The sequence below is a fragment of the Cohnella sp. GCM10020058 genome, assembly GCF_042683485.1.
Classification (GTDB): domain Bacteria; phylum Bacillota; class Bacilli; order Paenibacillales; family Paenibacillaceae; genus Cohnella.
In genome coordinates this window covers 247,572-270,167 of the sequence record NZ_JBHUJV010000002.1, presented here as the reverse complement: position 1 = coordinate 270,167, position 22,596 = coordinate 247,572, and the positions used below count along the sequence as shown (strand labels likewise).

At 59.4% G+C, this 22,596-nt stretch carries 16 protein-coding genes; 15 read left to right on the top strand and 1 reads right to left on the bottom strand.

Features of this window, described 5'->3' with window-relative positions; genetic code table 11:
- Positions 1–2 precede the first annotated feature (2 nt).
- The 10 genes from ACFSR7_RS04375 to ACFSR7_RS04330 all read left to right on the top strand — a co-directional run bounded on the left by ACFSR7_RS04375 (position 3) and on the right by ACFSR7_RS04330 (position 14,057).
- Positions 3–974: an MBL fold metallo-hydrolase gene (locus ACFSR7_RS04375; protein WP_378159317.1), complete on the top strand. Its 972-nt coding sequence runs from the start codon at positions 3–5 to the stop codon at positions 972–974.
- A complete protein-coding gene (locus ACFSR7_RS04370) occupies positions 971–2,590 on the top strand; it encodes an ABC-F family ATP-binding cassette domain-containing protein (RefSeq protein ID WP_378159316.1) in 1,620 nt (539 codons plus the stop codon). The genes ACFSR7_RS04375 and ACFSR7_RS04370 overlap by 4 nt, the downstream gene beginning before the upstream one ends.
- 232 nt (positions 2,591–2,822) lie before the next feature.
- On the top strand, positions 2,823–4,646 hold the full coding sequence (locus tag ACFSR7_RS04365) for a cache domain-containing sensor histidine kinase (RefSeq protein WP_378159315.1): 1,824 nt from the start codon (positions 2,823–2,825) through the stop codon (positions 4,644–4,646).
- Entirely contained in the window at positions 4,621–6,324 is a 1,704-nt protein-coding gene (locus tag ACFSR7_RS04360) for a response regulator (protein WP_378159314.1), read from the top strand. The genes ACFSR7_RS04365 and ACFSR7_RS04360 overlap by 26 nt, the downstream gene beginning before the upstream one ends.
- A gap of 65 nt (positions 6,325–6,389) precedes the next feature.
- A complete protein-coding gene (locus tag ACFSR7_RS04355; RefSeq protein WP_378159313.1) occupies positions 6,390–7,304 on the top strand; it encodes a carbohydrate ABC transporter permease in 915 nt (304 codons plus the stop codon).
- 6 nt (positions 7,305–7,310) lie between these two features.
- Positions 7,311–8,153 carry a carbohydrate ABC transporter permease gene (locus ACFSR7_RS04350; protein WP_378159312.1) on the top strand — a complete coding sequence of 281 codons (843 nt, stop codon included), beginning with the start codon at positions 7,311–7,313 and terminating at the stop codon, positions 8,151–8,153.
- Between the two features lie 139 nt (positions 8,154–8,292).
- A complete protein-coding gene (locus tag ACFSR7_RS04345) occupies positions 8,293–9,645 on the top strand; it encodes an ABC transporter substrate-binding protein (protein WP_378159311.1) in 1,353 nt (450 codons plus the stop codon).
- 142 nt (positions 9,646–9,787) lie between these two features.
- A complete protein-coding gene (locus ACFSR7_RS04340; protein ID WP_378159310.1) occupies positions 9,788–11,443 on the top strand; it encodes an MGH1-like glycoside hydrolase domain-containing protein in 1,656 nt (551 codons plus the stop codon).
- 12 nt (positions 11,444–11,455) lie between these two features.
- Positions 11,456–12,355: a glycoside hydrolase family 43 protein gene (locus ACFSR7_RS04335; protein ID WP_378159309.1), complete on the top strand. Its 900-nt coding sequence runs from the start codon at positions 11,456–11,458 to the stop codon at positions 12,353–12,355.
- 310 nt (positions 12,356–12,665) lie between these two features.
- Positions 12,666–14,057 carry a C40 family peptidase gene (locus ACFSR7_RS04330; RefSeq protein ID WP_378159308.1) on the top strand — a complete coding sequence of 464 codons (1,392 nt, stop codon included), beginning with the start codon at positions 12,666–12,668 and terminating at the stop codon, positions 14,055–14,057.
- Positions 14,058–14,120: 63 nt separating this feature from the next.
- Here ACFSR7_RS04330 and ACFSR7_RS04325 read toward each other — a convergent pair whose 3' ends face one another.
- The gene (locus tag ACFSR7_RS04325; RefSeq protein ID WP_378159307.1) at positions 14,121–15,260 is read right to left on the bottom strand and encodes an MGDG synthase family glycosyltransferase; all 1,140 of its coding nucleotides are present in this window, start codon (positions 15,258–15,260) and stop codon (positions 14,121–14,123) included.
- A gap of 181 nt (positions 15,261–15,441) precedes the next feature.
- Here ACFSR7_RS04325 and kapB point away from each other — a divergent pair, with 181 nt between their 5' ends.
- From kapB to ACFSR7_RS04300, 5 genes are all read left to right on the top strand, one after another.
- Positions 15,442–15,825, top strand: a complete 384-nt coding sequence (gene kapB / locus ACFSR7_RS04320) for a sporulation phosphorelay system protein KapB (protein WP_378159306.1) — start codon at positions 15,442–15,444, stop codon at positions 15,823–15,825.
- A 122-nt stretch (positions 15,826–15,947) separates the two neighbouring features.
- Positions 15,948–16,541, top strand: coding sequence for a TetR/AcrR family transcriptional regulator (locus tag ACFSR7_RS04315; RefSeq protein ID WP_378159305.1), 594 nt, complete (start codon positions 15,948–15,950; stop codon positions 16,539–16,541).
- An 88-nt stretch (positions 16,542–16,629) separates the two neighbouring features.
- The gene (locus ACFSR7_RS04310; RefSeq protein WP_378159304.1) at positions 16,630–18,735 is read left to right on the top strand and encodes a YhgE/Pip family protein; all 2,106 of its coding nucleotides are present in this window, start codon (positions 16,630–16,632) and stop codon (positions 18,733–18,735) included.
- 560 nt (positions 18,736–19,295) lie between these two features.
- Positions 19,296–21,539 carry an Ig-like domain-containing protein gene (locus tag ACFSR7_RS04305; protein WP_378159303.1) on the top strand — a complete coding sequence of 748 codons (2,244 nt, stop codon included), beginning with the start codon at positions 19,296–19,298 and terminating at the stop codon, positions 21,537–21,539.
- A 141-nt stretch (positions 21,540–21,680) separates the two neighbouring features.
- Positions 21,681–22,454: an SGNH/GDSL hydrolase family protein gene (locus ACFSR7_RS04300; protein ID WP_378159302.1), complete on the top strand. Its 774-nt coding sequence runs from the start codon at positions 21,681–21,683 to the stop codon at positions 22,452–22,454.
- The last annotated feature ends 142 nt before the right edge of the window (positions 22,455–22,596 follow it).

Sequence of the window (22,596 nt, the reverse complement as noted above, 5' to 3'; positions counted from 1 at the left end):
CCATGCCTAAGAGCCGCTTCGGCAACCTGGATGCCATTCGCGCGGGCGCCGCGGGAAAGGACCAGTTCGCGCGATGGCGTCAGGAACGCCTGCAGAAGATGAGGAACAAAGGTTATCTGGAATGCGTCCCGAACGTGAAGCCGGATCTCCCGTTCCTTCATCATAACCGTCAAGAGCCGTCTGTTACCTGGATCGGGCATTCTACGTTTTTGCTGCAGATGGGCGGACTTAATATCGTCACCGACCCGGTATGGGCGCGCCGCATGGCGCTTCAGAAGCGGCTGGCGCCGCCCGGCGTCGAGCTGCACGACATGCCGTCCGTCGACCTCGTGCTCGTCTCCCATTCCCACTACGATCACCTGCACTTCGGATCGCTGCGTCGCTTGCGGGGACCCAAGCGGCTTTATGTACCGGCCGGCCTGAAGCGCAAGATGGCGATCAGGGGATTCGGCGAGGTTCACGAGATGCATTGGTGGGAGAATTGCACCGTGCACGGCGTGAAGTTTACCTTTGTGCCGGCCCAGCACTGGACCCGGCGCAATCCCTGGGACATGAACAACTCCCACTGGGGCGGCTGGGTGATGGAGACGCATCACGGTCCGACGATCTACTTCGCCGGGGACAGCGGCTACTTCAGGGGCTTCGAGGAGATCGGCCGCCGCTTCAAGATCGACGTGGCGCTGATGCCGATCGGCGCCTATGATCCCGAGTGGTTCATGGCAGCGCAGCACGTGAGCCCCGAAGAGGCGCTCAGGGCCTATCAGGACCTCAAAGCAGACATTTTCGTCCCTATGCATTACGGCGCCTTCAAGCTGTCGGACGACACGCCGATGGAGGCGCTGGAGAGGCTCGAGGCGGAGCGCGCGCGCCTCGGCATTCCGCAGGAGAAGATCTTCCTGCTCCAGCACGGAGAGACCATGCGCTTCTCGCAGAGCCATGTCATCGATAACGAAGCAAAGGATGGATTGGATTGATCACAGTTAATAACGTCAGCCTCAGATTCGGCAAGCGTCCGCTTTTTGAGGATGTCAACATCAAGTTCACGCCGGGCAACTGCTACGGCCTGATCGGCGCAAACGGAGCGGGCAAGTCGACGTTCCTTAAGATTCTGTCGGGCGAAGTGGAGCCCTCGAGCGGCGAGGTATTCATCACGCCGGGCGAGCGCCTCGCGGTGCTCAAGCAGAACCACTTCGAGTACGACGAATTCAAGGTGCTCGATACCGTTATTATGGGCTACGAGCGCTTGTACCAAGTCATGAAGGAGAAGGACGCCATCTACGCGAAGGCCGACTTCACCGACGAGGACGGCATGCGCGCGGGCGAGCTCGAGGCCGAGTTCGCAGAAATGAACGGCTGGGAAGCCGAGAGCGATGCAGCTGAGATGCTGAACGGCCTCGGCATCACGACCGACCTGCACGACAAGCAAATGTCCGAACTGGGCGGCAACGAAAAGGTTCGCGTCCTGCTGGCGCAGGCTTTGTTCGGCCAGCCGAACATTCTGCTGCTCGACGAGCCTACCAACCACTTGGACCTCGAGTCGATCAACTGGCTCGAAGAGTTCCTGTCTCGTTACACAGGTACCGTCATCGTCGTATCGCATGACCGGCACTTCCTGAACCAGGTCTGCACGAATATCGCGGACATCGACTTCGCCAAGATCCAGATGTACGTGGGCAACTACGACTTCTGGTACGAGTCGAGCCAACTCGCCACGCAGCTGATGCGCGACCAGAACAAGAAAAAGGAAGACAAGATCAAGGAGCTGCAGGCGTTCATCCAGCGCTTCTCGGCGAACAAGTCCAAGGCCAAGCAAGCGACCAGCCGCCGCAAGATGCTCGACAAGATCTCGCTGGACGACATCCGTCCGTCGAGCCGCAAATATCCGTTCATTCAATTCAAGCCGGAGCGCGAAGCGGGCAAGCAGATCGTCACGATCGACAACGTCAGCCTGACGGTCGACGGCGAGAAGCTGCTCGACGGCGTGTCCTTCGTCGTGAACAAGGGCGACAAGATCGCGCTGGTCGGTCCTTACGGCCAAGCGAAGTCCGCGCTGTTCCAAGTGATGATGAACGAGATCCAGCCGGACGAAGGTTCCGTGCAATGGGGCGTTACGATCACGCCGGCGTATTTTCCCAAGGATAACTCGGCTTACTTCGAGGGCAACGACGACTCGCTTGTCGACTGGCTGCGCCAGTACTCCAAGGACCAGGACGAATCGTTCATCCGCGGCTTCCTCGGCCGCATGCTGTTCTCCGGCGACGAAGCGCTGAAGAAGGCTTCCGTACTGTCGGGGGGCGAGAAGGTCCGCTGCATGCTGTCCAAGATGATGCTGACCAGCGCCAACACGCTGCTGCTCGACGAGCCGACCAACCACTTGGACCTCGAGTCCATCACGGCGCTGAACAACGCGCTCGTCGACACCGACGAGACGATGATTTTCACATCGCATGACCATCAGTTCATTCAGACGATCGCCAACCGCATCATCGAGATTACGCCGAACGGCTTGATCGACCGGATGACGACGTACGACGAGTATCTGGAGAATCCGGAGATCGCTGCGCTGCGCGCGCGCATGCTGCCGGCCTGATCGCGGGAGCGAAGCGTCTTCCGGGATATAGTCTGGGACGCTTTAAACGCTTCGACATTTCTGTAATACAATTGTAATGTGCGTTTCCGTTTCAATGCCGGTCGTTTTGTACAATGTATGAGTGACCCCCCTTTTCAATATATCTTTCTTAAGAGCCTTCCGGTCCGATACCGGAGGCTCTCTTTTTTTGTGGTATGATGTTTAAACTTATACCGCGATGAAGGGGACGCCTATGTTCTATTCGCTCAGAAACCGGCTGATCGCTTTTTTCGTCCTGCTGTTCGTTCTGTCGTTCGGCGCGCTGTCCGTGCTGATCTTTAACGAGTCCCGCGCGATTATCCGCTCTTACATCGAATCGTCGGCGCTGGAGAAAATGGACGAGTACGGCTCGTATGTCGATATGGTTCAGACGCAGATTTACGACCTCGCATCGCTCATCTTCAACAGCGACCTGACGGACGAGTGGGACGAGGCTGCGTCGGACCCGAATCTGCCGGAAGGCGAGAAGATGCTGGCGCATCTGCAGATGAGCAAATATCTGTCGCAGACGAACAACAGCTACTCGAGCGTCTCTTCCGTAGCCATTTACCGCCAGGAAGGCTTATGGGTCAGCATGAGCAACCAGGTCGTCCGCGACAAAGCGTTTCTCGACCAGGAATGGTACCGCAGCTTCAAGACCGCAAACGAACGCTGGCTGCCGGCGCACACCGACGACGTCGAACTGCAGATCCGCGGCAGCTCGCTTCCGGTCGTCAGCATGCTGATGCCGCTCGGGGTATTCGAGCCTTCGCAGGCGCGCAACGTGCTGAAGGTAAATGTAAGCGCAGACTATTTTCTCGAGCCGCTGAACCGGATTCACCTCGGAGAGAGCGGCACGATCTACCTGCTCGACCGCGGCGGCAGCCCGATGCTCTCCCAGCGCGAGTACGGCTCGCACGGCGAAGCGCAAAGTCAGGTCGAAGCCGCACGTGAAGGCTGGCGCAAGCAAGGCGTCCTCTACTTCAAAAACGAACAGGGGCAGCCCCAAATCCTCGTGTACAAAAAGCTGGCGCTGACGGACTGGATGCTGGTCGGCTTCGTATCCGAGAAAGACCTGTACGCGCAACTGCTCAAGCTGCGCAACAGCATCGTATTCCTGTTCGCGCTGCTGCTGGCCGTCTCGCTATTCCTCGCCTTCTGGCTGTCGCACGGCGTCACCAAGCCGCTCTCGCGGCTTGTGTCCGCGATGCGCCACGTGCAGCGGGGCGACTTCGACAGCGCCGAGAGCCGGCTGCCGCCTGCGAGGCGCATCCGAGGCGAAGTCGACTTCGCCACCGCAACGTTCCGCAACATGATCGTACGCCTCCGCCAGCATATCCAGAGCGAATTCGAGCTGAAGCTGCTGCGTCAGCAAGCCGAATATAAGGCCCTGCTCATGCAGATCAATCCGCATTTTCTGTTCAACACGCTCGAGCTGCTGAGCAGCCTGGCCATGCAGAAGCGGACGGACGACACGGTCAAGGTCATCGTGTCGCTGGGCAAAATGCTGCGCTTCTCGCTTCGCCTGAGCGACGACCTCGTCGGTCTGAAGGAAGAGATGAAGTATGTGCGGGATTATGCGTCCATCCTGCAGGTGCGCTTCGGGGACAAGCTTCGGCTGACGATCGTGGAAGAGGGCGAGCTGGCGTCGCTTACCGTCGTAAAATTCATTTTGCAGCCGCTCATCGAAAATGCCGTGAAGTACGGCTTCAGGCAGCATCCTGAGGCGATCGTTGAAGTTCGGGTGCTGCGGTCGAACGGACGTCTGCATCTGTGCGTATCCGACAACGGCCCCGGCATGCCGGAGCAGCTGCGCCAGCAGTTGATCGAGGGTACCGCCTCGTCCAGGCTCGACGAGATCCTGAGCAGCCGGGAGCGACAGATCGGCCTGGGCAACGTGCTCGCGCGCTGCCGTTTGTATTACGGCTCGCTATTCGAAGTTCGTATCAATGCCGCGGACGGAACCGGCACGCGCATCGAACTCATCATTCCCGTACAGGAGGCGTCCAGCGATGTACCGAGTATTGATCGTGGATGACGAGCCGGAGATCCGGCAAGGCCTAAGGCTTAAAATCGATGCGGACAAGCTCAGGCTCGAGCTGGACGGGGAAGCTTCGAACGGCGTCGAGGCGCTGGAGCGCCTGGAGGACGAAGCCTTCGACATCGTCATTACGGATATGAACATGCCGGTCATGGACGGCGTATCGTTCCTCGAGGCGTGCCGCGAGCGCCACCCGGACATCCGTCTCGTCGTTATTACCGGCTACGAGGATTTCCAGTATGCCAGAGCTGCGCTCCGGCATCAGGCCAGCGATTATTTGCTCAAGCCCGTCGCTGCGGACGAGTTGGCCGACGTACTCGCGAAGGTGACGGGCGAGCTGGACGGCGAACGGCAGGAAACGGCGCGCGAGGAACGGACCAAGTGGGAGCTCTCGCAATACTACAAAGAGATGAAAGAGCACTTCATCGTCCGTCTGATCAAAGGCGAGGTGGACCGGGAGGCTGCGGCCTTGGAGCGGGCGCGCAGATTCGGGCTGGATGCGTGGTCCGGGACGGAGGTTCGCTTCCTGACCGTGGGCCTACGCGAACGATCGGCGTCCTCGGCTCGTCGGCCGGCACCGTCATCAGCCGGCGAGGACGGGGCGGCGCATCGCTTTGGCGGACGGTACGAAGATGGCAAAGGGACGGCGGGCCGTTATTCGGAGCGCAGCCCGGACCAGTTCCGCCTGGCGCTCGAGCTGATCTGCAGGGAGCGGGCGCTCGAGAGCGGCGGGGCTTGCGAGACGTTCCGCGATGCGAGCTATCCCGGTCTCGTGCACTTCGCGGCCGCGGAGAGCGAAGCTTGGCTGCGGGACTTCGCCGCCGAACTCGCGAAGCAAGCGGCCGAGCTGCTCGGCTTCGAGCTGGCCGCCGGATTCGGCAGGCCCGCGATCGGCTTCGGGCAGTGGAAGGAGGGCTATCTCTCCGCGCTGCTCGCCTGGAACCTGTCCGAGAGCGGGATCGCGGAGGAGGACCGCCGGACGCCGGCCGGCCGGACCGCGCTGACCGGCGAGGAGCTTAAGGTGCTCGCGCGCTATCTGGCGCGCGGCGAGCTCGATGCGTTCGAGCGCACGATCCGGCAGCCTTTGGACGAAGCGTTCGCGGCTTCGCAGGCCGGCTTCGTCAAGGTCATTTTTCAGCTGTACCTGGCGCTGGAGTCGCAGGCGTTCGAGTCGCATATCGCGCTGGGCCATGCGGAGCAGCTGTGGCTGCGCCCCGAGATGGCGCTCGCGCTGGACTCGGCGGACAAGGCCATCGAGTTTTTAACGCGGATCGCCGATAAAGTGGCACGTCAGCATCGGCACGAAGCCGAAGAAAACGACCACGCGCTCATCGATGCGGTGCTGCATTATATCGACGAGAACTATATGACGGATTTGAACCTGACCGACCTGGCCGAACGGTTCAATTACAATCCGTCCTATTTCTCGGAGATGTTCAAGAGCAAGGTCGGCAAGACGTTTATCCAATACGTCACCGACGCCCGGATGGCGCAGGCGATCCGGCTGCTGGAAGGGACGGCGCTAAGCCTGTGGGATATCGCGGAGCTGACCGGCTTCTCCAACGCCAGCTACTTTAGCTCGAAGTTCAAACGCATGTACGGCGTTACGCCGTCCGACTACAGGCAGCGGGCGTCCGCATCCGGAAAAATTGATAGCGAATTGCCGAAGAAATAGAATTCAGCCTGCCGCCTCCGATGCTTATGATGAATGTATCATCATCGCAAAGGAGGCGTCGCGATATGCGGACTGCGCGCCGGCAACGGCTTTATCCCCACAACCGTACGGCCTATTTATTTTTGCTGCCCTGGCTGATCGGCCTATTCTGCCTGACGCTCGGGCCGATGCTCGGCTCGCTGTATCTGTCGCTGACGAAGTACAATCTGCTCAGCGCGCCGGAGTGGATCGGCTTCGCCAATTACAAAACCATTTTTACCGACGACTCTACCTTCACGGGCTCGCTGAAGCTGACGTTCAAATACGTCATCCTGTCCGTGCCGCTGCGCCTGATCTTCGCGCTGCTCGTAGCTATGGCGCTGAACAAGGGGATCCGGGCGCTCGGCATCTACCGCACCATCTACTACATTCCGTCTCTGCTCGGAGGCAGCGTCGCCATCTCGATCGTCTGGCGCCAGATCTTCGACACCGACGGTCTGATCAACGGCTTCCTCGGCTGGTTCGGTATCCACGGACCCGCCTGGATCGCTCACCCCGATTACCTGATCTACCCGATCGTGTCGCTGTCGATCTGGCAGTTCGGCTCCGCGATGGTCATCTTCCTGGCGGGACTCAAGCAGATTCCGGCCGACTTGTACGAAGCCTCGCAGGTGGACGGCGCGGGCAAGGTCCGCCAGTTTTTCAAAATCTCGCTGCCGATGCTGACGCCCGTCCTTTTTTTTAACCTGATCATGAGCATCATCAATTCCTTCCAGGCGTTCACGCCGGCTTACGTCATCGGCGACGGACACGGCGGACCGCTCGACGCGTCGATGTTCTACACGCTGTATCTGTACCTGAAGGGCTTCTCCTACTTCGATATGGGCTATGCCAGCGCCTTGGCCTGGATCATGCTCGTCATTATCGCCGCCTTCACGGGCATTGTCTTCGCCACGTCCCGGTTCTGGGTGTTCTACGGCGACGGCAAGGAAGGGAGGTAATCGGGCATGCTGACGCTTAGACGCTACTCCGGCCGCAGCCTGCGGCATCTGCTCATCATTCTGATCGGTCTGGCGATGCTCTACCCGGTGCTGTGGCTGCTCGCGAGCTCGTTCAAGCCCAACCAGGATATTTTTACGAATACCGGTCTCTGGCCGAGCACATGGACGCTGGATAACTACCGCAACGGGTGGAAAGGCTTCCAGGGCATCACGTTCGCCCGCTTCTTCGGCAATTCGGCGCTGATGTCCGTGCTGGCCGTACTTGGCAACATCGTTACGTGTTCGTTCGCGGCCTACGCGTTCGCACGGCTGGCGTTCCGGTTCAAGAAGATCTGGTTCGCCATGATGCTGGTGACGATCATGCTGCCGTACCACGTCACGCTCGTGCCGCAATACATCATTTTCAGCGAGCTGCACTGGATCAACACGTACCTGCCGCTGTTTCTGCCGAAGTGGCTGGCGCACGATTCGTTTTTTATCCTGCTCATGGTCCAGTTTATCCGCGGCATCCCGAAGGAGCTCGACGAGAGCGCGACGATCGACGGCTGCAGCCAGCAAAAGCTGTACTTCCGCATCATCATGCCGCTCCTGGCGCCCGCGCTCATCACGACCGCGATCTTCACCTTCATCTGGACGTGGGACGACTTTTTCAGCCAAATGATCTACCTGAGCGATATCAAGCTGTTCACGGTGCAGCTCGGCATTCGGGCGCTGTTCGATCCGTCGGGCACCTCGGACTGGGGGGCGCTGATGGCCATCTCGGTGCTGTCGCTTGTCCCGATCACGCTCATCTTCCTGATCTTCCAGCGCTACTTCCTGGAAGGCATCGCGACGACGGGGCTGAAGTGAAAGAGGCTCGCGATTGGCGGCCGCCTGAAAAAATTGATAGCGAACAGCCGAAGGAATGACATTCAAGCGGCATGCGATTCCAAGTAGGATGAGCATTGTAAACGCTTCTCATCTCAATACGATTAGGGGAGAGCTCACGATGAAAAAAAGATGGCTTCCGATCGCAGTGACAGCCATGGCGGTCGCGCTCAGCGCTTGCGGCAATTCGGGAGGGGCAGGTAAAAACGCGGCAGGTTCCGGTTCGACGGCAGGCTCGACGAATGCGGGCGGCGCAAGCGGAGAGCAAAAGCAGGTCGAGCTCCGCATGATGTGGTGGGGCGATCAGAAACGCGCCGATCTGACGAACAAGGCGATCGAGCTGTTCGAGCAGAAAAATCCGGGCATTACGATTACCGGCGAATTCGGTCCTGCGGACGGCTACTTCGACAAGCTGAACACCCAGCTCGCTTCCGGCACCGCGCCCGACATTTTCTTCCTGGGCGGCAACGTGGTCGATTATGCCAGCAAGGGCGTGCTCCTCGATCTGGGACCTTACAAGGACAAGGAATTGAATCTGTCCGACATGGACACGACGATGGTGCAGTACGGCACGCTTGACGGCAAGCTGGTGCACATCTCGGCCGGCGCGAACGCGCGCGGCATCGTCATCAACAAGACGATGTTCGAAAAGGCCGGCATCGAGGTGCCGCAGGACGGCTGGAACTGGGACGACTACGCCCGCATCAGCAAAGAAATCTCGGATAAGCTGGGCAAGGGCTACTACGGCACCTACAACTTTACGACCGACAGCCTGGACATCTATCTGAAGCAAAACGGCAAGCAGCTTTACGACATGGCGAACAACAAGCTGGGCTTCGAGGAAGCCGACCTGCTGCCGTGGTTCCAATTCTGGGATCAAGCGTCCAAGGCCGGCGGCGTCGTGACGCCGGACCTGCAAGTGTCCAATCCGCCGACGGATGCCAGCAAATCGCTCATCATCACCGGCAAGGTCGCGATGACGCTGCTACCGTCCAACATGCTGGCTTCGTTCCAGAGCACGACGAAGGACGAGCTGACGATGGTGCAGGTGCCTCGCGGTCCCAAGGGAACGGGCGTCGTCTTCGAATCGAGCCAGGGCATCTCGGGCTACGGCAAGACGGAGCATCCGGCCGAAGTCGCCAAGTTCATGAACTTCTGGATCAACGATCCCGAGGCGGCGAAAATCCTGGGCAGCAACCGCGGCGTGCCGGTTACGGCCTCGAGCCGCGCGGCGCTGGAAGCGGACGCGACCGCTGCGGACAAGATCGTGTACGACTTCACGAGCCGCGTCTCCGAGGCGAACAAGAAGGAGCCTTTCGCGATCAGCTACAACCCGCCGGGCAATGCCGAATTCATCAAGCTGTCGGACAACACGGTTCAGAAGATCGGCTTCGGCAAGGAAAGCGTGGAGAAGGCGGTCGCCGAGTTCTACAGCGGCACGGTCAAGATTTTTAACAGCAACAACAATTCTTGATCGCGGAAAAACAGCGGGCCGCCACTGCAACAATGCGGGCCAAGGTGCGCGAACAATCCCCCGCTATTGCGGGACCGGTCTTTGCCGCCGGCTCCGTGGTCGCGGGGGATTTAAATTCTAATGAAAGCGGGGTGCTGGGAGGATGGTTAAACAATCGGAACGGCTGCTCGACAAGTTGAGGAGATTGCGCCAGGAGAACGACGACGGGCGGGAGCGCCTCATTCCCGAAGCGCTGCGGCGGTCCGGCGTCGGGTTCGCGGCTTCGGAGGGACGGCTCGAAGGCGTCTACTATCGGGCGATGCGTCAGCTCATGGAATGCATCAAGCCGACGGGAGGCGGCGATCAGATCCTGCAGGAGGGCGGCATCTACTTCGGCTGCTGGCTGGAGAGCACGGGGACGATCAACGCGGAGCTGCTTTCCCGTTTTCTGCCGGAGGTGTCGGAGGCGACCTACCTGTCGTTCGCACGGCATCAGCGCGCCGACGGCTTGTTCCCATACAAGCTGACGGACAACGGCCCGTCCTTCAGGCAGATCCAGCTGGTCACGCCGCTTGCCCGCAGCGTATGGAACCATTATACGCTCCACGGCGGAAGCAGAGGTGAGAACAAGACGTTTTTGCGGGAAATGTACGACGCGATGGCCCGGTATGACGGCTGGCTCGCCGAGAACCGCGACACGCGCGGGACCGGCTGCGTGGAGGCGTTCAGCGCTTTCGATACGGGGCACGATCTGTCGCCGCGCTTTTGGCACGCGCCGGATGCGCCTTACCGGGGCGACGCCTCCCGGTGGGATCCGGATTCGCCGGTGCTGCCGTTTCTTGCGCCGGACTTGACGGCCAACGTCTACTGCCAGCGCCTGTACCTGGCGAGGATCGCGGAGGAGCTGGGCGAGTCGGGCGACGAATGGCGCGAGAAGGCCGTCGCTAGCTTGCAAAGCTTGTTCCGGTCGTGCTTCGACGAAGCGGACCACTTCTTCTACGACCGCGACCGGCATGGGCGACTGGTGCGCGTGCAGTCCGACATTCTGCTCCGCGTCATGGCGTGCGAGGTCGGCGACCGGGCATTCTTCGACGAGATGCTGAAGCGGTATTTGCTGAATACGAGGAAGTTTTTCGCCAAATACCCGTTCACCTCGCTTGCGATGGACGACCCGCGCTTCGATCCCTTTTCCAATTACAACAGCTGGGCCGGACCGTCCAACTATCTCAGCCTGATCCGTGCACCGCATGCGTTCGAGCATCATGGCCGCCATACGGAGTTGACTTGGGCGCTGCAGCCGATTCTGTCGTCGTTCGCCCGGGCGCCGCGCTTTGCGCAGACGGTGAGCCCCTGGACCGGGGAGGCGGGCTTCACCGAAGCCTATTCGCCATCGATCCTGTGCCTGCTCGACTATGTAGAGAGGCTGTGCGGCATCCTGCCGACGCCCGAAGGCGAGCTCTGGTTCACGGGTCTGCTGCCCGACGCCAGAGACCACGGGGAAGAGACGACGGGGGAAACGGCTTACAGCCGGACGGTGGACGGCATTGTCTATGAATTGGTCAACACGCGGGAAGCCTCCTATGTATACCGCGACGAGCTTCCGTGGATGACCTTCCCTTCCGGCGTTCGCGCGATCACGGACCGCACGGGCCGGCTGACCGGCTTGCTTGGCATGAGCGCGCGCACGGTCGCGGGCGAGCTGATGTGGGACGGGCAGGCTGTGCCCTTCAGCGTTAAGGGCAACGAGCTGCTCGCTTTTGCGGATGGGAGCTTCGAGCGCGTGCTCGATATCGGGCTCGTTTATCCGACTTACGATTAAGGAGGCGTGGCGGTGCTTAACGGCAGGGACATTCAAATTCGCGATCCTTTTGTGCTCCCCTTGAGGGACGAAGGCCGCTATTATTTATTCGGCAGTACCGACAAAAACATCTGGGGACCGGGAACCGGCTTTGACGCGTATGTCAGTGAAGATCTGTCGAGCTGGGAGGGGCCGCATCCGGTGTTTCGTCCGTCCGCGGACTTCTTTGCCGACACGAACTTCTGGGCGCCCGAGGTCTATGCGTATGCCGGACGCTACTATATGTTTGCGACGTTTCGACGCGAGGACAACGGCAAGCTCGGCACGGCGACGCTCGCCGCGGAGCGCCCGCTGGGACCGTTCGAGCCGGTGAGCGCAGGCCCCGTCACGCCGGAAGCCTGGAGCTCGCTGGACGGCAGCCTGTTCGTCGATGACGCGGGCGATCCGTGGATGGTATTCTGCCACGAATGGCAGCAGATCGGGGACGGGGAAGTGTGCGCGGTTCGGTTGACCGCCGACCTGTCGCGTGCGGCAGGCGATCCTGTCACGCTGTTCCGCGCTTCGGAGGCGCCGTGGACGACACCGTATGTGTCGCCGCGTTATCCGGATACGGCTAACTACGTGACCGACGGACCGTATTTGTTCCGCGGGGATGAAGGCGGCTTGTTCATGCTCTGGGCCAGCTTTATCGACAACAAGTACGCCCTCGGCGTCGCCAGGTCGGAGAGCGGCGGCGTCCTGGGCCCGTGGACACATCAGCCGGAGGCGCTCTATCGTAACGACGGCGGGCATGGGATGGTGTTCTGCCTGTTCGATGGACGGCGCGCGCTTGCGATCCATGCGCCCAACCGGACGCCCGAGGAACGGCCTTTATTTCTGGAGCTGACGGAATACGAGGGGACGATCAAGATCGGCCAGCCGTTGAACGGTTAGGCCGGAGAGAGCGTGATAGGCGCTTTCGCATCGAGCGGGAGCGTCTTTTCGCGTTTGCAACCGAATACAAATGCGCAATTACCCAATTCGACTGATTTTAAACCTGGTAAATTAATGAAATTAAAAATCGGGAGTTGTTGGGCGGCCTAGGCCTTGCATCTTTTTTCCTATGCACCCATGAAGCTGTCTTCCTATGAATCCGGTCCGGCCTGAGCATTACGCATGATGGGAGGGAATCGGGACGCCTTCTATAATGAAGCGGAGGGAGATTCGACATCTTTCTCCAAAAAGCAACATGGGAGGCGTTGGCATGAGCAGAAAACGTTGGGCCGCAGGGTTGATGTTGGCGACGATGCTGACGACGGCCGTGCCGGGGATGGCTTCGGCTGCATCTTCGAAGGCGACGATCGATGTCGTAGCAACGGTCAGCCTGCGGGATGCGCCGAGCACGAGCGGCGATCTGGTAAGGTATCTGAAGGCGGGAGAATCCGTAACGCTGCTTCAGGCAGTCAACGATTATTGGCTGCAGGTGAAGGATGCCAGCGGCAAGATCGGGTACGTATCGTCGAACGAAAAGTACGTGAAAACCTCGAACGTGCCTGCTGCCTCCGCGCAGACGGCAAACGTTAAGGCGTCCGTAACGTTCCGGACGCAGCCCTCCACTTCCGGCGACAAGATCCGCATGTTGAAGGCGGGCGAAACCATGGTCGTAACCGGCGTGCCGAACAGCTACTGGTTCGCGGTCCGCGACGCAAGCGGCGTCGAGGGTTACGTCAGCTCCTCCGAAGAATACATAAGCTTGAACGGCGCTGGAACGACACCGACACCAACGCCGACACCGACACCGACACCGACACCGACACCAACGCCGACACCGACACCGACACCATCGCCGACACCGTCGCCGACGACTGCTGCTACGCGGACGGCCACGATCGTGGCAGCGGTTACGTTCCGGACGCAGCCGTCCACCTCCGGAGATAAGATCCGCATGCTGAAGGCGGGCGAGACCGTTGTCGTGACTGGACAGCCCAACAGCTACTGGTACGCAGTCCGCGACGCCGGCAGCGTGTCCGGTTATGTCAGCTCCTCCGATGCGTACATTCGTTTGAACGCGCCGACACCGACGCCGACACCGACGCCGACACCGACGCCGACACCGACGCCGACACCGACACCGACACCGACACCGACGCCGACGCCAACGCCAACGCCAACGCCAACACCGACACCGACACCGACACCGACGCCTTCCAATTCGGCGAAGGTCGAAGCGGTGATCGCAGCCGGGCTGAAGTACCTCGGCACGCCTTACGAATACGGCTCGGACAGGAACAACACGCTGACGTTCGACTGCTCCGACTTCGTCAGACAGGCGTTCAAGGACGCGCTCGGTCTCGTGCTGCCGGCCGACTCCCGCAAGCAGGCGGCCTATGTAAGGGACAACGCGAAAGGCGTCACGACCGATTGGCATCAACTGAAGCGTGGGGACATTATGTTTTTCATGAGCTACAAGGGCTCCAAAGCTTCGCTCTACGACGGCAAGCAGCCGTTCGGCGAGACCGTTACCCATACGGGCATCTATCTCGGGAACGGACAGGTGCTGCAGACGTACTCCGTCGAGTCGGGCGGCGTACGCATTGACAGCATCGCGGGCAAGCACTGGGAGTACCGCTTCCTTTTCGGCGGCAGCGCCCTCTAGAACCAAAACAAAAACAGCCTGCGTCCAATGGACGTCGGGCTGTTTGTCGTAAGTGCCGGTATATCATTCCGCCGCCGGCGCGACGTCCTCCAGCAGCAAGGACAGGACGGCCTCGGAGCACTTGGCGGGGTTGTACTCCGCGTTGCGAAGCGCAAGCAGGTTGCCTCTGTGCTGATCGGAAGCGTAGGGCTCCTGAATCAGGCGGAACCAGCGGTCGATCGTATCCGTGGACGTGAGCGGTTCGCCGAAACCGTGCGTCACGAAGTATTCCAGGTTTTCTTCCTCCTGGCCCGGGATCGGTTCGTAGAACAGCATCGGGATGCCCTTCGACATGCCTTCGGTGCAGGTCATGCCGCCCGGCTTCGTAACGAGCAGGTCCGATACGTCCATCAGCTTGGATACTTCTTTGGTAAAGCCAAGCAGCTTGATGTTCGGATGCTGGAACCTGGGGTCCGCGAGCAGCTTTTCCCTGGCCTTGTCGTTGCTCCCCATGCAGATGATCAGTTGTACCCGATCGGCGAACGAGGTCATGTATTCGACACTCTGTTCCTCCGCCATCAGTCCCCAGCCGCCGCCCATCACCATCACCGTCGGCATGTCCGACAGCTTGAATTGGGACAGAATCTCCGCGCGGTCGTGCGGATGCCAGAAGTTCGGGTGCACCGGAATGCCGGTGACCACCACCTGCGAAGGCGCCACGCCCTGCGAGATCAGCCGGCTGCGCACGGTCGGAGAACTGACGAGATAGGCGGTCACCTCGGGATTGGTCCAGGTGGCGTGCGCGTCGTAGTCCGTAATTAATGTATAGAGCGGCACATCGAGACCTAGGCGCTTGAGCCGGCTGACGACCGCGTTTGGAAATGGATGCGTGCATACGATCATATCGGGCTTCAACTGCCGTACGACGTCCGAAACATGATTGTAGAACAGGCGATGCAATGCGAAGCGGGTCAGTCTGTTCAGCGATTTGTGATAGTGGCCGCGATACAGCTTGCCGACCAGCTTGGGCTGCTTGCTGACGGTCTTGCGGTAGGCGGACAGGATGAGCGGTCCGATGACGGGGTTCAGAAACGTCCCCAGCTCGATGACCCTCGTCTGCACGCGAGGCGACAATTGTCTGAGCCCTACGGATAGAGCGTAAGCCGCCTGCGTATGTCCGGTGCCGAAGCCTTCGGAGAGCAGTAGAATTCGTTTTTTGCGCATCGGAAGAGATCCCCCACTTTACCTACTACCATATTACGCGAAATGGAAGCTCTCGTACAAGTCCGTGGGATAACGTTTACAACAATTACGTGCTTCAGACAAAAATAGACAGCGCCTGCCATGCATTCCGGAGGCTTCTCCTGTACAATGGTGGCAATAAGGATACGGGAGGCTGGATGAGATGCTGGACGTCGGACAAATCGTAAAGGCGGAGCACAAGACGGGACAATATATAGGAAAGGTTGCGAGCGCAGACGAGCGACGGGTGCTGGTGGAGATCATGGCGGTGCTGCGGCATCCGCAGCAGGGGGACCTGCATAGCGCCTACAATCCGGACGCGGCGCTGTTTCACGAGCGGAGAGCTTCGGCGGAGCGGGAAAAGGTGTGGGTCATGCTGCGGGACGCCGTCCCTTTCGCCGGAGAGGTGCCGCCTTATCGGAGATCGCTCGCTGCCGCATGGGAGGCCGAGATTCGCAGGATCGACCGGATGCGGCGCTGGTCGGAGCAGTGTCTGCAATGCCTGGATACGCTTGGGACGGATTATGGCCTGAAGGACAAGGCGTAAGGGGAACAGTAGTCTGGAATGTGGGATTGAAACCTTGCGCCGAGTATGTTATTGTAGGTGCAGAACGAACTGACCGGATTGTTAAATTGGTCAATTTGGAAACGTGAAAAGGAGGGAGCGCTGTGGAAACGATCGACCGCAAGCCGACGGACCGGCGCAAGCAAGTGCTCGAGGCGGCTTCGCGTTCGTTTGCAGCATTCGGCTACAAGGCGACGACGATGGACCAGGTCGCAAAGGCCGCCGGCGTGGGCAAAGGGACGATTTATACCTTTTTCGCCAACAAAGAAGAGCTGTTCGAGCAGATCGTGAAGGAACTGATCGCCGAGCTCAAGGCGGTCGCGGAGCGGACGCTCGATCCCGCGCTCCTTTTCGAGGACAACTTGCTGCGCATTCTTCAGCAGGTGCTGGCTTATCGCGATCGGCACGGGCTGGTCGTCAAGCTCTCGCAAGAGGTCAAGGAGTTCGGCACGCCGATGGCCAGCGGCGGTCTCGAGTCCGTAGAGCGCTCGATCGTCGATTATATTGCCGGTCATGTGAAGGACGCGATCGCCAAAGGAGAAGTACGTCGTTCGGATCCGGCGCTGACGGCGTACATGATGCTGAAAATGTACCTGGCGCTGGCTGCCGAGGGCGACCATTTGCATGAGCCGCTTAACGCGGAGCAGGTGCTGGCGAATTTTCGTTTTTACTGTCTGGAAGGATTGGCGGTCGATTGATCGCTTCTTTTTTTGGTCAATAGTGACCGAATGGGTAAAATGGTCATTTTGTATGAACGTGTTAATTTAAGATCGGGAGAGATGTGTCGTGGGAAAATTCAAAGCGGCCGGCGGCGTTATCGCCGGCGAATTCAAGAGGCTGACGGGCAGCAAAATGGCCATGATCTCGATTCTGGGCCTTGCGCTGATTCCATTGATGTACAGCGGCATGCTGATCGGCGCTTTCTGGGACCCTTACGGCAAGCTGGATGCCATGCCGGTCGCGGTCGTTAACGAAGATCGCGGTGCCGAGCTGAATGGCGAGAAGCTGACGGTCGGCAACGATTTGGTCGGGGAGTTAAAGGGGAGTACGTCGTTCAAGTGGGTATTCACGGACGAGAAGGACGCCATGGACGGACTGGCGGACCACCGTTACTCGCTGGCGTTCGTCGTGCCGGCGGACTTCTCGGCGAAAACCGCGACGCTGCAGGATGAAGCCCCGCAGCAGGCGAACGTTCAATATTTCGTCGACGACGGCTGGAACTACCTGACGAGCCGGATCGGCGAATCCGCGGCGGAGAAGCTCAAGACCGACGTCGGCCGCGAGGTGACGAAGGCTTATGCCAAGGCGACGCTCGAGTCCGTAGGCCAGGCGGCGACCGGGTTCGGCGACGCGGCCGAAGGCGCGCAGAAGCTCGCGGACGGCGCCAAGGACGCGGCGGGCGGCGCGAAGACGCTGCGCGATAATCTGGCGAAGCTGGCGGACGGCACGATCAAGCTGCAGCAAGGATTCGGCAAGCTGGCCGGCGGCGCGGCGAGCCTCCAGAGCGGTGCGGGCACGCTGGCAAGCGGCTCCGCGGAGCTGGACGGCGGCCTCAAGCAGTTGGCCGCGGCGCAAGGCAAGCTGGCTGCGGGCGCTTCGCAGGCGGATTCGGCTGCGGGCAAGCTGGCTGCGGGCGCCGGCAAGCTTGCCGACAGCAGTGCCAAGCTGGCGACTGGCGCCGGACAGGTTGAGAAAGGCGTCGCCCAGGTCGCCGACGGCGCGGGCCAGCTCGCCGACGGGCTGAAGCAGTACGCGGCGGCGCATCCCGACGACGAAGCGCTGCAGCAGCTGGTCGCCGCCTCGCAGCGCGTGGCGGATGGCGCGACGCAGGCGCAGCAGGGGGCGGCGTCTGCGGCTGCGGGCGCCGAGCAGTTGTCGGCGGGGCAGCGACAGCTGGTTGAAGGCGCGAATCAGCTGCAGGCGGGCACGGCTACGCTTAGCGAGGGGCTGGGGCAGTTCGGCGCCAAGCTTGGCGAGGCGGAGTCTGGCGCGGCGCGCCTGACCGATGGCGCGAGCAAGCTGGCCGCAGGCGCGGGCACGCTCGCGAGCGGCATCGAGAGCGCCGGCTCGGGCGCCGGCACGGTGAAGAGCGGCGCGGCGCAGCTGGCGGACGGCACGGCGTCGCTCGAGGACGGGCTGCAGAAGCTGGAGAGCGGCTCGAGCGAGCTTGGCGCCAAGCTGCAGGATGCTTCCGCCGAAGCGGGCAGCGTGAAGAGCGGGGACAATCAGGCGGCGATGTTCGCCGATCCGGTCGCCGTCTCCGAGCACAAGCTGACGGACGTGCCGAACTACGGCACGGGGATGGCGCCGTACTTCCTGGCGCTGGGCCTCTACGTAGGCGTGCTTATGTCCACCGTCATTTTGCCGCTGCGCGACGCTGCGGGCAAGGTGAAGAACGGGTGGACCTGGTACGCGTCCAAGCTGCTGCTGTTCGCGCCGGTTGTGCTGCTGCAGGTGGCGCTGGCGGATACGGTGCTGATCTACGGCATTGGATTAAAGGTGCCGAACGTCGCAATCTTCTACGCCATCAGCGCGGTCATCGCCTTAACCTACATGACGATCGTGCAATTTCTCGTCTCGCTTGCAGATACGGTCGGTCGCTTCGTCGCCGTCGTTCTGCTGACCTTGCAGCTGGCTGCGAGCGAGGGTACGTATCCGAAGGAGCTGCTGCCGCACTGGCTGCAAGCGATCGGCGAATGGATGCCGATGACGCATGCGATCGAAGCGCTGCGCCTTGCGCTCGCGGGCCGTTCGGCCTCGCTGATCGGCGAGCAGCTGCTCGATCTGGCGGCGTTTGCCGCGGTGTTCGTCGCGCTGACGCTCGGTTTGTTCGCGCTTCGCAGCCGTAAGATCCGGCCGGTGCAAGCCGAGCTTGGGACGCTGCAGGCTTAGTGCCGGGGGTGTCGAAGGACGTTTTGCGGATTGAAAAACCTGCATATGTACATGTGTTTTCGGTCTGCGAACGACACTTAATTAAATACATGCAAATGTGCAGGTAAATTCAAGGCGCGAGTCGGAGATGGGACTGATAGAGGAAAATAACTGCGGTTTTGCAGTTATTCTGGTTAACAGGGCCGACATCGGTGGGAAAAGATGTATATTTGCAGGCATTACGACGAAAGAACAACGCGGCGGCAAAAGAACAACGCGGGCGCCGATAGCCCAACCTGTCGTACAGGCTGACGGATGAGTCAACGACAGGCGTTCCGCACGAATCAAGTTTGGAATATCGGCCCAATCTAAAATGACCGTCAGGGCGATCTCCCCTGACGGTTTCTTTTTAGCCGTCCAAGAGTTGTATTTTTTATTTTCTGATTACGCTCGATTTTTGAGACTTATGTCCCGATTTTCGACGTTTTTATTCATTTTTGCCGCGTGCAAGCCGTTAATGAAAATAAGACTGTCCATTTTGCCAATACCGGGAATTCAAGATTAGGAGGCACGAACACAAGATGATGATGACCCAAAGACCGCCGCGAAGCCGGATCGGAAGACTGGGACGGCTGACGGCGGCGCTTCTGGCCGCGCTATTGTTTTCGGGAGTGCTTGGCACCACGGGAGCTGTCAAGGCTGCTACGACGATTACTTCCGTCAAGCTGGACGAGTTGAGCGACAACGAAAAAACGATATACGTCGACGACGGGACGCTGGTCCTGCTGTTATGGGCTACGACCACGGATAGCACGACCGGCGGGAGTTCGACGAGCAACGTAACGAACGACGCAACATGGGTATCCTCTAATTCGGCCGTCTCCGTCTCCAAGGGCATCGTGACCGCGACGGGCGAAGCGAACAATGTCGTCATCACCGGCAAATATCAAGGCTACTCGGCGAGCGTGACGCTTAACGCCAAATATCATTACTCCGAGCTGAAGCTTCGGACAAAAGGGTCTTCCACCGACGCCGGAGACAAGATGGATGTGAAGGTAGGAGACGAAATCTCCCTTCAAGCATTCGGCGTTAACGGCAGCGCGCTGGACGATCTGACCGACAAAGCGACATGGACGTCATCGGATACGTCCGTCGTCAGCGTCAGCGCAGGCAAGCTTACGATCAACGTAGCGGGCAAGACGACAATCACGGCCAAGTACCAGGGCCGTACCGATACGATCGACCTGACGGTGAGTTCGCCTTATAAGTCGATGTCGATTACCGATTCCGAAGGCGCCAAAGGACCTTTCGAAATGCAGGTCGGCGAAGCTGCCAAATCGCTTGTCGCGAAGGCCCTGAGCGCTTCCGGACCGACTGATTCGGTAACCGGCAAAGCCACATGGAAAAGCAGCAACGAAGCCGTGGCGACCGTAGACGAAGACGGCAAGCTCACGCCGGTGGCCGCAGGTACGGCGACGATCACCGCGACCTATCTGGGCGTGACGGCTACCGCCACGGTAGCTGTCCGTACGCCGTTCGAGGCGATCATCTTTACGCCAAGCGCGGCGCAGCATCTCGCGCTGTCCGGCGCGCCGGTGACGATTACGGCAAAGACGGTTAACGGATCGGTTATCGATCCGGTGCTTGAGGGCGCCCAATGGGAATCCACCAATTTGAACGTTATCTCCGTCAGCGGCACCGGCGCCACGGCGACCGTTGTGCCGCGAGGCAAGGGCACGGCAACCGTTAAACTGACCTATAAGAGCGTGGTTAAGGAACTGACCGTGACGGTCTATCCGACGGTCAGCAAGATCGAGATCGCCAAGGACAAGCTCGAAGTGTACGTAGACGACACTGCCGATCTGCCTCAGGTCAAGGGCACGGCGCTGGACGAGAGCTCGGCCGACGTCACCAAGCTGGCCAAGTGGACTTCCTCGGACAGCTCGGTTGTCAGCATCGGAGATGACGGCAAGTGGACCGCGCTGAAGGCCGGCAAGGCAACGTTGACAGCAACGGTGACATCGGGCTCCACCTACACGGACACAATCGAAGTAACTGTGAGCAAAAAGCTGCTCACGCTGCTGTCGGAGCAAGACAACGTCAGCCTGATTATCGGGCAAACGGTATCGCTTCCCAAGGTAACCGCCGTTTATGAAGATGGCGACGAGGCCGACGTCAGCGCGGACGTCGTCTGGAAGTCGGCTTCCACCAGCGTTCTCGTCAAGGACGCGAGCTTGAAGGGATTGCTGGCGGTCAAGACGACGCTGACCGGCACGTACCTGAACAAGACGGTGAAGGTGACCGCTACCGTCGAGGAAGAGTATGTGAGCTATACGATCGAGCCGTCCGCCGTGTCGCTCACGCTGAACAAGTCGCAGAGCGTCAAGGTGACCGGCAAGACCAAGTCCGGCAAGCTCATCAACCTGAGCTCCCGCATGGTGTGGGCGTCCGAAGACGAGACGATCGCTACGGTGAAGGGCAGCTCGGCGAAGTCGCTGCTGGCGGAAGGATCGACCAAGCTGACGGCTACGTACCAGGGCAAGGCGTTGTCCGTGCCGGTAACCGTAAAGGCGAAGCTGACCAAGCTGACCGTCTCGGATGCGTCGCTGGATCTGGCGGTCGGCGCGACCGACTCGGTCAAGGTGACGGCGGTTTACGAAAACGGGAGAACGCTTGACGTTACCGCATACTCCGCCTGGACGGCTTCGTCCACCAAGGTCGCCAAGGTGACCGGGGGCGTCGTGACGGCGGTCGGGAAAGGCAGCGTGACCGTCAAGGCGGCTTACGGCGGGAAAACGGTTAACGTGCGTGTTAAAGTGAAATAAGCGCCGGCTTTTAAAGGCCGTCTCGGGTCCGTCTTGACGCGAGGCGGCCTTTGTGCTTGATATTTCTCTTTCTGCATTGACGCTAATAGCATTTTAGATTTAAAATGATACAAATTGTATACATGCGAGGGTGATCTCCGGATGGCGTCTTTTTCAAACCAAACCGTAATTGCTTTTACCGGGGATTCGATTACGCACGGGTTAGGCGTCGAAGGCCACAAATATTCCGATCTTGTAGGTACATTAATGGACGCAAGTGTTTTTAATTTCGCCAAAAGCGCCATGCCGATTGCAGAAGTAAAAGGAACGCTGGACGAAATTATTGCGTGTTCCGCCGATTACATTGTCTTTTCTCATGTTACCGTAGAAGCCGTTATAAGGCCGAAGGCATCAGCGCTGAAGTACATGCCCGCTCGCTGGAGGAAAACGGGGTGGATGGATCCTCGGCCTTATTTTTCAAAAAAGTTTATGAAAAGATTGCCACAAAAAATGGAGTCCAATGTTCGTTGGCGGACCAAGAATATGTTAATTCGTTTGTTCCGGGGGGCAACAATATCTACTGAAAGTGATTATGCTGCGGATCTTCGATTCATTCTGTCCAGTTTGCTAAATCGGACACATTCGAAAATTATCGTCCTTTCTCACTTCGGTATAGACGACCGTTTTTTTCCGGGTTCGTTTGCGTCCTTCGAAACGTTTTCTAAACGTTCCAAGGAAGTCGTTGAACAATTAAAAAACCCCAGATTGATATGGGCCGACGTAAGTTCGGTTTGCGAAAAGTGGAGCGATTATTTTGAAGATCATTTTCATCCGAACAAAACAGGCCATGAAAAGATTGCGAATCAGTTGGTTGCAATAATTTTGGGATCTATTCAAAAAGAGCAGGGTCTATGCGCAGTGGCGAAAGAAGGTTAAATTTAAAAAAATAGTAGAGAGAAAGGTCGAGGAGGAGTGGGGCTTCCCGGCGTGGAAGTAATGTAAAAAAATGTTTGACATATTAGAAATCCGAATCTTCTATTTAGCGCCTAAAATAGGAGTGATAGGTCGCTTGAACAAG